This is a genomic window from Arthrobacter sp. KBS0703, from assembly GCF_002008315.2.
Classification (GTDB): Bacteria; Actinomycetota; Actinomycetes; order Actinomycetales; family Micrococcaceae; genus Arthrobacter.
Genome location: NZ_MVDG02000001.1, coordinates 867,295 through 882,132, shown reverse-complemented (window position 1 = coordinate 882,132; position 14,838 = coordinate 867,295). Strand labels below are relative to the sequence as shown.

Annotated in this window: 10 protein-coding genes; 5 read left to right on the top strand and 5 right to left on the bottom strand. The window is 65.7% G+C overall.

From position 1 onward, the window contains the following. Positions 1-139 precede the first annotated feature (139 nt). A complete protein-coding gene (galE, locus tag B1A87_RS04120; RefSeq protein ID WP_078028195.1) occupies positions 140-1,159 on the bottom strand; it encodes a UDP-glucose 4-epimerase GalE in 1,020 nt (339 codons plus the stop codon). Positions 1,160-1,463: 304 nt separating this feature from the next. Here galE and B1A87_RS04115 point away from each other — a divergent pair, with 304 nt between their 5' ends. After that, positions 1,464-4,811 (top strand): GH25 family lysozyme, encoded by a 3,348-nt coding sequence (locus B1A87_RS04115; protein WP_185982229.1) that lies wholly within the window; start codon positions 1,464-1,466, stop codon positions 4,809-4,811. A 73-nt stretch (positions 4,812-4,884) separates the two neighbouring features. Here B1A87_RS04115 and B1A87_RS04110 read toward each other — a convergent pair whose 3' ends face one another. The 4 genes from B1A87_RS04110 to B1A87_RS04095 all read right to left on the bottom strand — a co-directional run bounded on the left by B1A87_RS04110 (position 4,885) and on the right by B1A87_RS04095 (position 8,269). Beyond that, positions 4,885-6,027 (bottom strand): glycosyltransferase, encoded by a 1,143-nt coding sequence (locus B1A87_RS04110; RefSeq protein ID WP_078027993.1) that lies wholly within the window; start codon positions 6,025-6,027, stop codon positions 4,885-4,887. Positions 6,028-6,121: 94 nt separating this feature from the next. Beyond that, positions 6,122-7,219: an acyltransferase gene (locus B1A87_RS04105; RefSeq protein ID WP_078027994.1), complete on the bottom strand. Its 1,098-nt coding sequence runs from the start codon at positions 7,217-7,219 to the stop codon at positions 6,122-6,124. Beyond that, positions 7,216-7,626 carry a DUF2304 domain-containing protein gene (locus B1A87_RS04100; protein WP_078027995.1) on the bottom strand — a complete coding sequence of 137 codons (411 nt, stop codon included), beginning with the start codon at positions 7,624-7,626 and terminating at the stop codon, positions 7,216-7,218. Before B1A87_RS04100 ends, B1A87_RS04105 begins: the two co-directional genes overlap by 4 nt. 4 nt (positions 7,627-7,630) lie before the next feature. Continuing rightward, positions 7,631-8,269: a glycosyltransferase family 2 protein gene (locus B1A87_RS04095; RefSeq protein WP_078027996.1), complete on the bottom strand. Its 639-nt coding sequence runs from the start codon at positions 8,267-8,269 to the stop codon at positions 7,631-7,633. A 199-nt stretch (positions 8,270-8,468) separates the two neighbouring features. On the opposite strand from B1A87_RS04095, the gene B1A87_RS04090 reads away from it, so the two are divergent. The 4 genes from B1A87_RS04090 to B1A87_RS04075 all read left to right on the top strand — a co-directional run bounded on the left by B1A87_RS04090 (position 8,469) and on the right by B1A87_RS04075 (position 14,739). Continuing rightward, positions 8,469-10,586, top strand: a complete 2,118-nt coding sequence (locus B1A87_RS04090) for an acyltransferase family protein (protein ID WP_139362782.1) — start codon at positions 8,469-8,471, stop codon at positions 10,584-10,586. 164 nt (positions 10,587-10,750) lie between these two features. Then, on the top strand, positions 10,751-11,716 hold the full coding sequence (locus B1A87_RS04085; RefSeq protein ID WP_078027998.1) for a glycosyltransferase family 4 protein: 966 nt from the start codon (positions 10,751-10,753) through the stop codon (positions 11,714-11,716). Between the two features lie 147 nt (positions 11,717-11,863). Continuing rightward, positions 11,864-13,639, top strand: a complete 1,776-nt coding sequence (locus B1A87_RS04080; protein WP_260680646.1) for an ABC transporter ATP-binding protein — start codon at positions 11,864-11,866, stop codon at positions 13,637-13,639. Further along, positions 13,636-14,739 (top strand): glycosyltransferase family 2 protein, encoded by a 1,104-nt coding sequence (locus B1A87_RS04075; protein ID WP_144275717.1) that lies wholly within the window; start codon positions 13,636-13,638, stop codon positions 14,737-14,739. Before B1A87_RS04080 ends, B1A87_RS04075 begins: the two co-directional genes overlap by 4 nt. The last annotated feature ends 99 nt before the right edge of the window (positions 14,740-14,838 follow it).

The following is a 14,838-nucleotide window of genomic DNA, read 5'->3' as shown; positions in this document are numbered from 1 at the left end:
ACGACTGCCGCCCCCGGCGGAGGAAGTGCAATTGGGTTAAAGCTAAGGGATGCTACCCCGTGGGCAAAGTCATGGCGGACAAGTTGTGGATAAGTGGGTCCCGGGTCGGAACTGTGCCAGCCGACCCGGGGCCCGGCCGTCAGTCCTGTTCTGCGTAGCCGAACGGGTTGGAGCTCTGCCAGCGCCAGTGGTCCTCGCACATCTGCGCCAGGTTCCGGTGCGCCGACCAGCCCAGTTCCGCGAGGGCGGCCGAGGCATCGGCGTAGCTCACGGCCGCGTCGCCGGGCCGCCGCGGCGCGAACTCGTAGGGAATCGGGTGGCCGGCAGCAGCGCCGAAGGCATCGATGACTTCCAGCACGGACGAGCCGCGTCCGGTGCCCAGGTTCCAGCGGAAGGCGCCGGTCTTGGTCGCGAGGTAGCGCAGCGCGGCCAGGTGGCCTGCCGCAAGGTCCATGACGTGGATGTAGTCCCGCACGCCGGTGCCGTCGGGCGTGGGATAGTCGTTGCCGAAGACCATGACCTTCTCCCGGCGGCCCACGGCCACCTGGGCCACGAACGGCAGCAGGTTGTTCGGAATGCCGCGGGGGTCTTCACCGATGCGGCCCGATTCGTGCGCCCCCACGGGGTTGAAGTACCGCAGCAGCGCAATGCTCCAGCGCGGATCGGCGGCGCTCAGGTCGGAGAGGATGTCCTCGATCTGCTCCTTGGTCCGCCCGTAGGGATTGGTTGCGTCGAGGGGAGACTTTTCGATCAGGGGAACATGCTCCGATGCACCGTAAACCGTGGCGGACGAGCTGAAGACCAGCCGGCGCACGCCCGCCTTCTCCATGCTCTCCAGCAGGTTCAGCGTGCCCACGACGTTGTTCTTGTAGTACCAGAGGGGCTTCTCGACCGACTCCCCCACGGCCTTGAGGCCGGCGAAGTGGATGACGGCGTCGAAGCCGCCTTCCGCGAACACGCGGTCGACGGCGTCCGCGTCCAGAAGGTCGCCCTCACGGAAATCCACTTTCTTGCCGGTGAGCTCCTCAACCCTGCGCACCGCCTCGACGCTCGAATTCATGAGGTTGTCCAGCACGACGACCTCATGCCCGTCCTCAAGAAGACAAAGCACAGTGTGTGATCCGATGTAGCCGGCGCCCCCGGTGACCAAAACTTTCATGGCCACAAGTCTAGGTCCAGACGCAGGGCGTCAGCGCCTGCACGCCTCCGTTGCTGCCAAGGGGACCTGAAGGCCCATCCGGCAGGCGCAGTGCCGTTCAGCGTCCCCGCTGGTCACAGGAGTCACATTAGTCACTTCCATACCTCTGGTGTTAGGATGGGCCCGCTAACATCGCCGCTGGTTTGGTGCGGGGCTCAATACGGCGAGGAAAGTCAGCCATGAGGCCGTTTTAAGCCAGCAGCTCAAGGCTACGGAGTACTACATGGAACGTTCCTCGAAAAGCAGTCGCTCCGCAGTCATTGCGTTGAGCATTAGACGGCTGGGCCTTGTGGGGGCTTCCGCGATTCTGTCCACGATGCTGTGCGTAGGCGGCGGCCTTCCGGCCCAAGCAACGGCGACGCCGCCCGCTGGCCCCGCAACCCCTGACGCCCCCGCCGCCTCGACGAGCCCCGCTGCGTCCACGGAACCAGCTCCGTCGTCGGCCGCCGCGCCCTCGGCGAGCACACCGGACCCGGCGACATCTGCCGCAGCCACTCAGGCTGCCACCCCCGCACAACCGGCCCCCGCACAGATCGACATGGACGCGCTGCGCGCCGAAATCGGCAAAGACGGCGCCTACATGGGCCAGGGCGCCAAGGCCCGCGCCTCGACGTTCGCCAAGCAGTCGCAGGCGTCGTCCCTGAATGCCATCTCCACAGAGGCCGCCAATACCTGGATGCCGCCCGGCGTCCAGGGGATGGACGTCAGCAGCCACCAGTCCGCTGTCAACTGGACGGCCCAGTTCAACATGGGTGCCAGGTTTGCCTACGTGAAGGCCACGGAGGGCACGACGTACCGGAACCCGCTCTTCGGGTCCCAGTACGGCGGCGCGGAAGCCGCGGGCATGATCCGCGGGGCGTACCACTTCGCGCTCCCGAACGTGACGGCGGCGTCCGTGCAGGCCGATTACTTCGTCAACAACGGCGGAGGGTGGAGCGGCGACGGGAAGACCATGCCCCCGCTTCTGGACATCGAGTACAACCCGTACCCGTCGCTGGGCAACACGTGCTACAACATGAGCCAGGCAGCGATGGTGAACTGGATTGCTGCCTTCTCCAACCGTGTTCTGGCCCGGACCGGCCGCCTTCCCATGATCTACACAACTACCGACTGGTGGACCAGGTGCACCGGCAACTCCGGAGCCTTCAGCAGGCAGCCCCTGCACCTGGCCTCATATTCGACCTTCGTGGGCACCATGCCCAACGGCTGGGGAACATACAGTGTCTGGCAGTACAGCAGCACCGGACCTTTCGACGGCGACTCCAACGCCTGGAACGGGTCACTGGCCACCCTGCAGAAGTTTGCGTCCACGGCCGACGGTGCCGTCCCGACACCATCGATAACGTCTCTGGGTGATGTGATTGCCGCCGACCCCACCGGCGTCCTTTGGGACTATCCCGCGACAGGTTCGGGAACGTTCGGCGCGCGGCGCCAGATCGGAAGCGGCTGGACCGGACTGCGTTCCATTAACGCCATCGACTGGAACGCCGACGGCGTCCTGGACCTCGTCGCCCAATGGACCTCGGGCCGCGTCAACGTGTACCTGGGCGCCTCCACCGGCGGATTTGCCGCCGGCCCGGTGCTGGCAGCGACGGGTTGGGCCAACTACCAGCTCACGGTCGGCTACTGGCTCGGCAGCAGTTTCTTCCCGCAGATCATCACGCGAGACGATGCCGGCGCGCTCCGCCTGTGGCGCAACGCCTCGGGGTCCGGCGTTAGTACGGGAACGGCCATCGGCAACGGCTGGGCCGGGCTGAACCTGACCATGATCGACTTTGACGGCGACGGCAATCAGGACATCCTTGGGCAGGACACGACCGGGGCGCTGCGGCTCTACCGTTCCGGCGGCGCCGGTTCCTTCCTTGCCGAGGCACGGCCGACGGTAGGCAGCGGCTGGAACGCGATGACCAGCGTGACCGTTACCACCAACTTCAAGGGCGCAGGAACCAACGGCCTCATGGCCCGCAGTAGCGGTGGGCAACTGACCTATTACCCCGTGCCCGGCAACTCAACGTGGGGCGCGTCAGCCCTGATCGGCGTCGGATGGAACGACTTCCTCATCGCCGGCGGCGAGACCGTCAACGTCGCTGCCGCTCCTCCGCCCACCCAGCCGACTCCCTCGATCACGGCCGCCTCGGACGTTGTGACCATCGATGCCGCCGGCGGCCTGTTCCGCCGCTCCGCCGGCGGGGGCGCCCTCGGGGCCGCAACCAAGATCGGTGACGGCTTTACCGGCATCGCTTCCGTTCACGTCACCGACTGGAACGCAGACGGTATCCAGGATGTGGCGACTCTCAGTACCGCCGGAGCCCTCAGCATCCGGACCGGGCTGGCTGCCGGCGGCTTCGCGGCACCCAGCATTCTCGCCTCGGGCCTCTCCGGAGCAGACATCACCATCGGGCCCTGGCTGAAGGCCTCGAAATATCCGGGCCTCGTGGTCCGCCAGGCGGACGGGGCGCTCCGGTTCTACCCGAACCCGTCGGGAGGGGCCCTTGGCCCTGCTGCCGGCATCGGGTCTGGATTCACCCGGATGCATGTCTCCATGACGGATGCCGACGGGGACGGCAACCAGGACGTTGCCGCCGTTGACTACCTCGGGCGCATGACGCTTTTCCGCTCCAACGGCACGGGAACGTTCATCGCGGAAGCCCGGAAGCTGATCGGCAACGGGTGGGGCGCGATGACCAGCATCAGTCCGGCCAGGGGATTCGCGGCACCGTCCTCGAACGGGTTACTGGCACGCGACAGCGCAGGAACGCTCAGCTACTACCCGCTGAGCCAGGGAGCCTTCGGCCAGAAGTCGGTGCTGTCGGCAGGATGGGCGAACACCCTAATTTCCGGAAGCGCCCGTCTTGCATCCGAACGGCCGGTCACCAGCACCGCGGACGTGCTCTCCATTGACGCCGCGGGAAGGCTCTGGAACCATCCGGCCGGGTCCTCCGTGATCTCCGGGGCGTTCCAGATCGGCGTCGGCTGGTCAGGGATGAAGTCCCTGAACGTTGTCGACTGGAACAGCGACGGCGTCCCCGACGTCCTCGCCCAGAAGACCAGCGGCGCGCTATCCGCGTACTTGGGATCGGCGTCGGGCGGATTCACCGGACCGGTCACTGTCGCCACGGCAGGCTTCGCCCAGACCACACTGATCGCCGGCAAGTGGGTGACCGGCAGCCGCTACCCCGGCCTGGTGGGCTATGGCAGCAACGGAGAGCTCAACTACTGGGCCAACGCGTCGGGTGCAGCGCTCAGCGCTCCCGTGCGGATCGGCACGGGCTGGACCGGACTCAAGCTGGCCATGGTGGACTTCGACACTGACGGAAAACAGGACCTCCTGGCCGTCTCCTCCTCCGGTTCGATGAAGCTCTTCCGCTCCACCGGGACAAACAGCTTCGTTCCGGAAGCAAGGAAGATTGTCGGCACCGGGTGGCAGTCCTTCCGGCAGTTCTCCGCCACGGCAGGTTTCGCCGGCGCAGCAAGCAAGGGACTTCTGGCCCTGCAGACGTCCGGGCAGCTGCGGTACTACCCCGTCACCGCCGGAAGCAAGTGGGGCCCGGTATCGACGGCGGGCACTGTCGGCTCAGCGGCCCTCGTTTCCGTCTCGTCCGCTGCGGGCTAGACGCCCGAAGGCACAAGAAGGGCGGCTCCCGCGTGGGAGCCGCCCTTCTTGTCCGGCCAGCCTGCGTGCCGCCTTAGGCGCGTGCGTGCCGGGAACCCGCGATGTCGTCCACGGCCTTCTGCCAGGCCAGCACTTGGGACTCGGCCGAGAGCGGCCGGGCTGCGGCGTCTGCCGCCTTCTTCCACTCCGCAATCTTGTCGGCCGTCAGGCCGTGGAGCGTCGCACGCAGCGAATCGGCGGAGAAGTCGGGCGTCACAGCGCCCAAGCCGTACTGCTCAACAAGTGAAACCATCGCCGGTGACGGGCCGACGATCAGGCCGATCCGGGCCTGGACGGCTTCAAAGAACTTGTTCGGCAGGGCATTCTTCAGGTTGAAGTTAGTCGGAGGGAGAAACACCAGCGACACGTCATATTCGCTCAGGGTTGCCACCAGCTGGGCGTACGGAACCGGATCACGGAACCGGATCGCCGGGACAGACGCCGCCTTCTCTTTCAGTTCCGCCACGTAGTCAGGCTCGTTGGGCATGACGATCATGTCCAGGGTGAGCCAGTCCGGCGCGTCCCGCATGGCTTCGATGAAGTTTTCAAGTTTCCGGTAGCGCTGCCCGGCCGCGCTGTGGATCAGGCGCACGGGGGTGCCGACAGGACGAACCTCCCGCTCGGCGTACGGTGCAGCGTTGGTGACAACGCCTGCGGCCACACCGTAATCCTTGGTGTACTCCTCGGCAATGCCCTGGGACACAGTGGTGACCGATTCAGCCATTGGAAGGTAGCGGCGGCAGAGCCAGCGCATGAACGGCGCAACGAACAGCCGCCATTTGAGGTCGTCTTCTTTTTCGCGGGGCGCAAATTCGTGGAGGTCCGCGTGGACGCCGAGCCTCGGCTGAAGTTCGAAGGCCAAGGGCAGCGTATTCAGGTCGTTGGCCAGGATGACGTCGAATTCACCACGGGGCAACACTTTCCGCGCTGCCTGAACGGCTGTCAGCCCGTTGTATACGCGGGGATAGCGCCGGGCGACAAGTCCCAGTTTGTCCGAGGGCCAGCCGCGGGCGTCGCTGGGCAGGGCATAGTGATCATCGACTCCCTCAGGGGCTTCACCGTAGCCGCACGTGGTCACCCGGTATTTGCCTTTGAACAGCTCAACCTGCTTGAGGACCCTTGGATCCGAACGAATGGGCGAAAAGGTCAGGATCAGCAACGAGGGGAGCTCAGTCATATGACCCATTATCCCAGACACTTGCAGGGCCTTCCGTCCGGAAACCGCCACCACGCGTTGCCCGCATGCACCGGCGGCGGGCAACCTGCAGGGGCTAGAAAATGTTCTTGACCAGCGGAATACGGCTGGCCGCAAGCGAGACCGCAAAACTGGCGGCCAGCGTCACGGCATAGGCACCGGCGATTGCGCCCAGGGAATTTCCGGCAGACACCGCCGGAACGGTCAGCCGGATTGCTTCAAAAATGACGAGGTGGACAAGGAAGACGCCGAAGGTCGCGTTGGACAGTGCAACGGTCATCTTCCCCGCCCGTTTCAGCTTGAGGCCGTCACACAGGGAAAGCGCCACCACGAAGACGCCGATGGCAGCCAGCGCAACCTGCAGCCCCAGGTAGGAGACCGGAAAAGCAGCATCCAGCACCGGCAGCGATCCCCTGTGCCCGTACTGCCAGATGGCAGCTGCCACGAGCCCGGCCGTCGCGGCTCCTGCGGCCAGCAATTTCCAGCCGCCCAGCCGGACGTCCTTGAGGGCGTAGCCCGCGAGGAAATACCCCACATACGGCATCCAGTGGGTAAAGACGTTGAGCTGGATGGGACGGGAGACGCCAAAGAGGCTCAGGATTCCCGGCATCATGTAGAAGATCAGGGCAGCCGCCAGGATTGTTGCGGCGGCGGCAACGGCCCTGCGCCTGCTTCCGCCGCGAAGGAAAGCGGCCAGCAAGGGCGCCACGGCATAAAGCCCGGCGATCAGCCACAGGAAATAAAGCTGGGTGAACACCGATCCGTCCACGAGGAGCTGCAGGACACGCGCCGGGGTGAGGTCCTCGCCGCGCATCCACAGCCGCACACCGATCAGGTAGATGAGGTTCCAGGCGATCAGCGCGGGGACCAGCCTGACAGCCCGCCTGCGGTAGAAAAGCCCGGGATCGGCGAGTTGCCGGGAGCCAAGGATGAGCGCTCCGGAAATCATCGCGAAGACGGGAACCACCCAGATCCATGCGACGTCGATGGTGACGGCGATCCACCAGGTCCGGCTGCCGCGGGGTGCCCGTCCCACCAGGAGGCCGAAAACGTGAATGGCCACGACTCCGCAGATGCTGACAATCCGGAGGATGTCCAGGCCGAAGTCCCGTTGCCGGGGGCTTTCGGGGCTGCGGGCGCCTGCCTGCAGCGGTACGCCCCGAACGGACGTCATTGTCCCCCGTGGGCCGGCGGGGTCAGCCGCCGATCAGGCTGGGCATCTCCGCTCTGATGTGCATCGCTGGCGCCTGGCAGTGCCACCTCGTCAAGGGCGATCCTCCTGGACAGTTTCGTCAACGTGGCTTCCATATGACGGAAGCGCTGGTATGTCGTGGCCATGAACACCAGGAAGCTGACCACGAGGCCGTAAAGGACCAGGTCCGTGCCTCGGCCGATGCCCATGAGGTGTGCCACCCGGGTCAGCAGTTCGGGGAAGAAGATGGAAAACGCTGCTACGCAGGCGAACAGGACCAGCATGATCCGGCGGATGGCGAGGTGCCGCGCGTTGGAGCCGCCGCGCATCAGCGCCAGCGACATGATAACGACGGCCAGGACGAGAACTATCTGGACAATAATCTGCACAATTTCACCTAAAAAAGAGATCAGCAACGATATTGACCGAGTTCAGCAGGGACTGGCCTTTGGATTTGGAATAGTCGGTGTAGACGATTTCGACCGGCTGTTCCACCCAGCGGGGATTCATCTCGGCAAGCTGGTGGACCAGTTCGGAGGCGTGTGCCATCCGGTTCTGCTCCAGGTGAAGGCCGCGGGCCACTCCCGGGCTGAAGGCCCGCAGGCCGTTGTGCGCATCCGTCAGGGCCATGCCGGTGGCGAGGCGGGACTGCACAGCGGCCGTACGGAGGACCAGCCGCTTCATGGGCGACAGCTTTGTCCGGTCATCGAGGAAGCGGGATCCCAGGACGACGTCGGCTTCGCCTGACAGGATTCGGTCGGCCATGGCACGGGCGTCCACGACGCGGTGCTGGCCGTCGGCGTCGAAGGTGATGATGCAATCCAGTTCCGGGTCCTGGAGCGCATACTCGATGCCCGTCTGGAGCGCGGCCCCCTGACCCAGGTTTACGGGGTGCTGAACGACGACGGCGCCCGCTGCCCGGGCGACGCCCTGGGAGCCGTCACTGCTGCCGTCGTCGACACACACAACGTTGGGGAATTCTTCCCTCAGCCCCTCGATGACGGTACCGACGACGGACGCTTCGTTGTACATGGGTATGACTATCCAGGTTCGACTCACCCGTCAAGTATTCCATAGGGCACGCAGCCGACGGGCACGCGGGACTCCCCGGCACGGACCCGTGTATGGACGCGTGGAGGGTGTGGAAGGCAGCCAGGAACGGCGGGAGCGGTGACCGGATGTGGGCCGCCCCGCACCGGCCCGGCCGCATTCAACGGTAAAATTGCCTGTTGTGTCTGCAACTAACCTCGTGAATGACCCGGCTTCAGGACTCCGCACGGCAGAGCAGCGGCCCGCTCAGGCCCCGTTCCGCCCGGAGATCCAAGGCTTGCGCGCCATCGCCGTGGCAGCCGTCGTGCTGTACCACTTCTGGCCGAACCGGTTAACCGGAGGGTACGTGGGCGTCGACATCTTCTTTGTCATCTCGGGATACCTCATCACGTCCCACATGTACCGGGAGATCCTGCGGACATCTTCAATCGGCCTGCTGAAATTCTGGGCCAGGCGTGTCCGCCGGCTGCTGCCGGCTTCCTTCCTTGTCCTGATCGCTTCGCTGTTTGCCGCATTCCTGTGGGTGCCGTCAACAGTCTGGGAAGTTACGGCGCGGCAACTGGCAGCCAGCGCATTCTACGTTCAAAACTGGGTGCTGGCCGGCGATTCGGTGGATTACTCCGCGCAGCACAATGACGCGACCGTCGCCCAGCACTACTGGTCCCTCTCCGTCGAGGAGCAGTTCTACGTCTTCTGGCCCCTGCTGGTGCTCGGCCTGCTGTACATAGTTCCGAAGCTCGCCCGTTCAAAGGGCAAGGCGACGTCTCCGCGGTCGATTCTGATCGCCGGCCTGGCGGCGGTGGGGATAGCCTCCCTGGCCTATTCAATGGCGGTGACGGCGCTCGCCCCGTCCATGGCGTACTTCGTCACCCCGGCCCGTGTCTGGGAATTTGCGGCCGGAGCGCTCGTTGCCCTGATCCTCGTTGAGCGCACCCTTGACGGCCGGCTCGCCACCGTCCTGGGCTGGGCGGGCATTGGCCTGATTGCCGGTTCGGCCCTCATGTTCACGGCCGCGACGCCGTTCCCCGGCTGGACCGCCGCCGTTCCCGTCGGCGGAACCGTGCTGATCCTGATGGTGTCCGGGACGGCGACACCGGCTGGAGCCCGCTGGTGGCTGTCATCCAAGGCCATGACGTTTGTGGGCGGCATCTCCTACTCCCTGTACCTGTGGCACTGGCCGATCCTGATCGTTGCCCCGTACGTCACGGGCCGGCCCGCCGGCCTGCTGGACAAGTGCCTCCTCCTTGGCCTGGTGGTCCTCCTGTCCTGGCTCACGAAAATCACGGTGGAGGACCCGCTGCGCACCGGCCGCTTCCTGTCGACCAACCTTCGCGCGTATTCGTTCGCCGCGTCCGGCATGGCCATCGTCCTGGGCCTCTCCGTTGCGCTGACGTCATTTGCCTTCGCCGGGAGCGACGGCAAGGCGGCGCAGGTGAACAGCCCCTGCTACGGGCCGGGGGCACTCACCCCCGGCAACCACTGCGACCCGGTGACCGGGTCCGGGCTTCCGGACCCCGCTCCGGCGGTGGTTGCCCGGCAAAACACGGAACCCCTGTACAAGGGTTGCCAGGGCGATCTTTCCGGCACTGATCTCGTCTCCTGCGACCTCGGCGTGGACGAACGCCAGGCCACAGCCACCGTCGCCCTCGTGGGTGATTCGCACGCAACCGCGTGGCTGCCGGCGATCGAGGTGCTCGCGGAACGGCACAAGTGGCACATCAAGACGTTCACCAAAGCGTCCTGCCCCCTGACAGCGGCGTTGCGCGTCCTGCCCTCGGAGGCGACGGACGGAAACCAAACAGACTGCCGGTCCTGGGGAAAGAAAGTGCAGGAAAATCTGGCGACGGACCGGAAGGTCACCACCGTGTTCACAGCAGCCTATTCGACTGCCTACACGTACAAGCAGGCGCCCGGCGTTGAACTCCGCGACCCCGCACAGGACGGCTTCACCACAGCGTGGAAGGGGCTGCTCTCGGCCGGCAAGCGCGTGGTGGCCTTTGACGACGTGCCGCGCACTAACGGCCAGTATGTTCCCACCTGTCTTGCGGCCAACAGCCGGGATCCACTCGCCTGTGCCACCACTGTGGATCATGCCTTCCCCAAGGGAACCGCCATCACGCATGCCGCGGCAGCCTTCAAGGCGCCCGGGTTCACGCGCATCCCGCTCCGAAACGAATTCTGCGACGCGAAGCTCTGCTACCCGCAGCTCGGGGATGTGATCGTCTACCGGGACTACTCGCACATTAGCGCCGAGTATTCGCGGGCGCTGGCCCCGTTCGTGGACGGGCACCTGTCCTGACCGGGCGGGGGGCGGCGCCGCCCCCAATCGGCGCGGCTGGCGGCTACGCTAGTCATGTCATGCAGGCCGCCGGGCCGTGCACTGGATTGCTGAACTGGAGGCCTGTTCGAGTGACATCTGCAGCCGGAGAACCACGCGTAACGCATTTTAACGACTGCGCCAACGTGGCCCTGACCCTGGTCCAGGCGGCAGCCGCGCAGGGCCATCACTGGAACTTCGTGCCGCCGTCGGATGTCCGGCCGCCGGAAGGGTTCACCTCGTCGCCAGCCGGGCGGGCGCGCCAGCTGCCGTACGTCGCCCGGCACCTGAAGATGCTGTTGACCTCGGATGTGATTCATATCCACTACGCGACGGCGGCCGCACTGCTGGAGCACGGTTTCCTCCCCCGCCGCCCGTACCTGCTTCATCTGCATGGCACCGATATCCGCAAGCAGTGGCTCGAGCCGTCTACCCGCGATCAGGTCCAGCGCGCCATTGACGGCGCCCACACCGTGTTCTACTCAAATCTCGACACCGCAGAGAACGCGCTGGCGGCGCGTCCCGATGCACGGTACATGCCGGCGCTCCTCCGCCCCGAGACTCTCCCCCGCTGGGCGCCCCAGGCGCAGGCGGGCGGTCAGCGCAAGGTGGTTTTCGCCTCCCGCTGGGACGATTCCAAAGGGCTCGAAACGCAGCTGGAGTTCGCTGAACTGCTGGTCAAAGCCGTCCCGGATTCGACGAAGATCGTCGGGCTGGACTGGGGGCCGGGAGCGGCGTCCGCCAAGGCCCTCGGCGTTGAGCTGGTCCCAAAAATGAGCCATCCGGACTACCTTGCTTACCTCGCGTCCGCGGACCTCGTCGTGGGGCAATCCACGGGCCTGCTCGGCGTCAGCGAGCTGGAGGCGATGGGCATTGGCCCGGTGGTTGCGTGTCCCGGACGCCAGATGGAGGGGCCGGCAGGAGCTCCACCCGTCCTGCAGGGTTCCCCGCTCGAACTGGCTGAACAGGCGCGGGAAGTACTGCGGGACCCCGTCACGGCCGCAGAGCAGACGGACGCCCGGCAGTGGGTGCTCAAGAACCACCGCGCGGACGCGTGGATCCCGGTCCTCCAAGACCTCTACGGTTCGGCAGCGGATCACCGCAGCCGCTGACCGGCAATCCGGGGTTCAGTCCGGCCCAGCGGGTGCCCGCTAGAATGTCATGGTGATACGAAGCCCACGAAGTTCTTCCCCTGCCAGCTGCGACGCCGCCCGATTCGTCCCAATTCCCACGCAGGAGCAGCGCCGGTGAAGGCTCTGTTGACCACATTCAAGAACGTTGTCAGCATCCTGCCGCCGCAGAGCGTCGGGTTCCTGAAGCTGTATTCAGTACTTCTGGGCGTGCTATCACTCTTTGACGCCTTCGCGATGGGCCTGCTGGCACTGGTGCTGACACCCATGATCAACGGCGCCGGCTGGAAGGTCCCCTTCATCGGCGTAGAGATCTCCGGCGCGGGCCTTTTTGTCGTTGTGGGCATCATTTGCCTCATCATCGTCCTCAAGGGCGTGTTTGCCGTCATCCTGCAATGGTTTGCCACCCGCAGGTTTGCGCAATATGAGCTTGCCATGGGTGACCGGCTGTTCAACGCCTACCTCGCCGCGCCCTGGGTCGAACGCCTCCGGCGGAACTCTTCGGACCTCATCCGGATTGCGGACGTGGGCATCGCCAACACGATCGCCGGATTCCTGCTGCCTGCGGTATCGGTGGTGGGCGAAGTGCTCACTTTCGTCGTCGTTGTCATCATCCTTGCCGTCTCGCAGCCTCTGACCGCCGCGGTGGCCCTGATTTACCTGGGCCTGGTGGGCGGCGTCCTCTACGTCTTCGTTTCGAGGCGTTCGGTCGTGGCCGGGCGGGTCAACCGCGACTACTCGTTCCGCGTTGCGCAGCTGCTGACCGAGATGGTGGGCGCACTGAAGGAGATTACGCTGCGCAACAAGTCGGACGAAGTTGCCCAGGTGGTCCACGAGAACCGCATCAGCACGTCCCGCGCACGGTCCAACATCCAGTTCCTGAGCATCGTTCCGCGCTACGTCCTGGAATCCGCGCTCATCGGCGGTTTCGTCGTCGTCGGACTGGTGGGATACCTCGCGGGCGGCACGAACCAGGCGATGTACTCGGTGGCCATTTTCGCCCTTGCAGGCTTCCGCATGGCCCCCAGCATCCAGCGTTTCCAGGCCATCGTGTCCCAGACCTCGGTCAACGCCCCGCACGCGAACATTGTGGTCTCCGACATCAAGTCCATCGAGCGCTTCTCCGAGGACCGGCAGCATGAGCGCAGCGGCGAGACGCTCGCCGTCTCGGCTGCGAGCCTTGACCTCCGCGATGTGTCGTTCCGGTATGCCCCGGACGCGCCGCCGGCACTCAGCGACATCAACCTCACGGTGCCGTTCGGCTCAACCGTCGCATTCGTGGGTTCGTCGGGCGCGGGAAAGTCAACGCTGGTGGACCTCATCCTGGGCCTCGTGGAACCCACCGGGGGAACCATTTCGATCGGCGGCATTCCGCTGAGCGCCGTGAAGGATGACTGGCGCTCCCGTGTCGGTTACGTGCCCCAGGACGTATCACTGTTCGACGCCACCGTCGCGCAGAACGTGGCCCTGACCTGGACTGACAGCGTTGACCGCGAACGGGTGAAGGAAGCACTGAAGACAGCCCAGATGCTCGACGTCGTGGAAAAGCGCGACGGCGGCATGGACAGCGCCCTCGGCGAGCGTGGCCTGTCGCTGTCCGGCGGCCAGCGGCAGCGGCTGGGCATCGCCCGCGCCCTCTACGCGGATCCGCTGGTGCTGGTCATGGACGAGGCCACGAGTGCCCTCGATACGGCAACGGAGGATGCCATCAGCCAGGCCATCCGCGATCTCCACGGTAAGGTCACCGTGCTGCTCGTCGCCCACCGGCTGTCCACCATCCGCCACGCCGACCAGATTTTCTTCATGACGGGCGGCCGGGTCACCGCCAGCGGCACGTTCGACGAGCTGATCGAAAACGTCCCTGACTTCGCGCATCAGGCCTCCCTGGCGGGACTCATCAATTGACGCCGGCAGAGCCGACGATCGACGTCGTCATTCCGGTCCACACCACGGAACGTCCGCTGGACCGCGCCGTGCGCTCCTGCTTTGACGGCATGCCAAACGGCATGGTCCGCGTCACTGTGGTGTGCCACAACATCTCCCGCGACCAGATCAGCCCCACGGTGGGCGCTGCCTCCAACGGCACCATCCGGTTCGAGGAGTTTCACGACCAGCGGAACTCCCCCGCCGGTCCGCGGAACTACGGGCTGAGCCTCGCCACGGCGCCGTTTGTGGCAGTGCTGGACTCTGACGACTATTTCGAGACCGGTGCCCTGCAGGCCTGGCACAACGCGCTCAATGAGCAGAACGCGGATGCCGTGGCAGCGCCGCTTCTCACCGACCGGCAGGTCCGCATCCGAACGCCACGGGTCCGTCCCGGGCGGACGCACAACCTGGATCCCGTCCGCGACGGCCTGGCCTACGCCACAGCTCCCCTGGGGCTTATCCGCCGCGAGACCCTCAAATCCGAAGGCATCGCGTATACGGAGGGGCTGCGGTCGGGCGAAGACCTCGATCCCGGGCTGCGCCTATGGTACTCGGGGGCGAAAATCGAATATCCGGCAGGCGCGCCAAGCTACGTGATCTGCAGCGACGCGTCGGACCGCGTCACATCGGATGTCCTGCCGCTGGCCGAGGAGTTCCGGGCCGTGCTGGGCCTCGACGACGCCTGGTTGGGCGGCCTGCGTCCTGCCGCGCGGACAGCCATTGCCGTCAAGTTGGTCAGGGTCCATCTGCTGGGCGCTCTCCGGAGGCGCGGGTCGAACTGGGAATGGACTCCGTCCGACCTCGCCGTGCTGGAGCAGTTCATCGGAAAGGTCTCCAGCATTTCCGGGAAATATCTGCGGCCGTTTTCCGTGGCGGACCGCGGGCTCATTCTCGCCGCGGGACGAGCCACTGCAGACGGAGTCATCAGGGAGGCCCTGGAGGCCGATCAGCGGGCGCCGTACGTCAGCAAGGTCCTGGCGCCCGCGCCGTGGGCAAACCTACGCCGCGAAAGCACTCTTCGCCACCTTATCCGCACCAAGCTCTACTCCTGTCTCTTATACACATCTAGATGTGTATAAGAGACAGGGGCTCGCCCGTAGCGGCGGGTTTGGGCTCGGACGACGGCGGCGGGCGGCTACGGCGCGAAGGCGCACGGGCGGCGGCCGGCCGCCCACGGG

Bases quoted from the DNA above. Each gene is read 5' to 3' on its own strand.
- galE (WP_078028195.1), bottom strand. From the start codon at position 1,159: ATGAAAGTTTTGGTCACCGGGGGCGCCGGCTACATCGGATCACACACT.
- B1A87_RS04105 (WP_078027994.1), bottom strand. From the start codon at position 7,219: ATGACGTCCGTTCGGGGCGTACCGCTGCAGGCAGGCGCCCGCAGCCCC.
- B1A87_RS04095 (WP_078027996.1), bottom strand. From the start codon at position 8,269: ATGTACAACGAAGCGTCCGTCGTCGGTACCGTCATCGAGGGGCTGAGG.
- B1A87_RS04110 (WP_078027993.1), bottom strand. From the start codon at position 6,027: ATGACTGAGCTCCCCTCGTTGCTGATCCTGACCTTTTCGCCCATTCGT.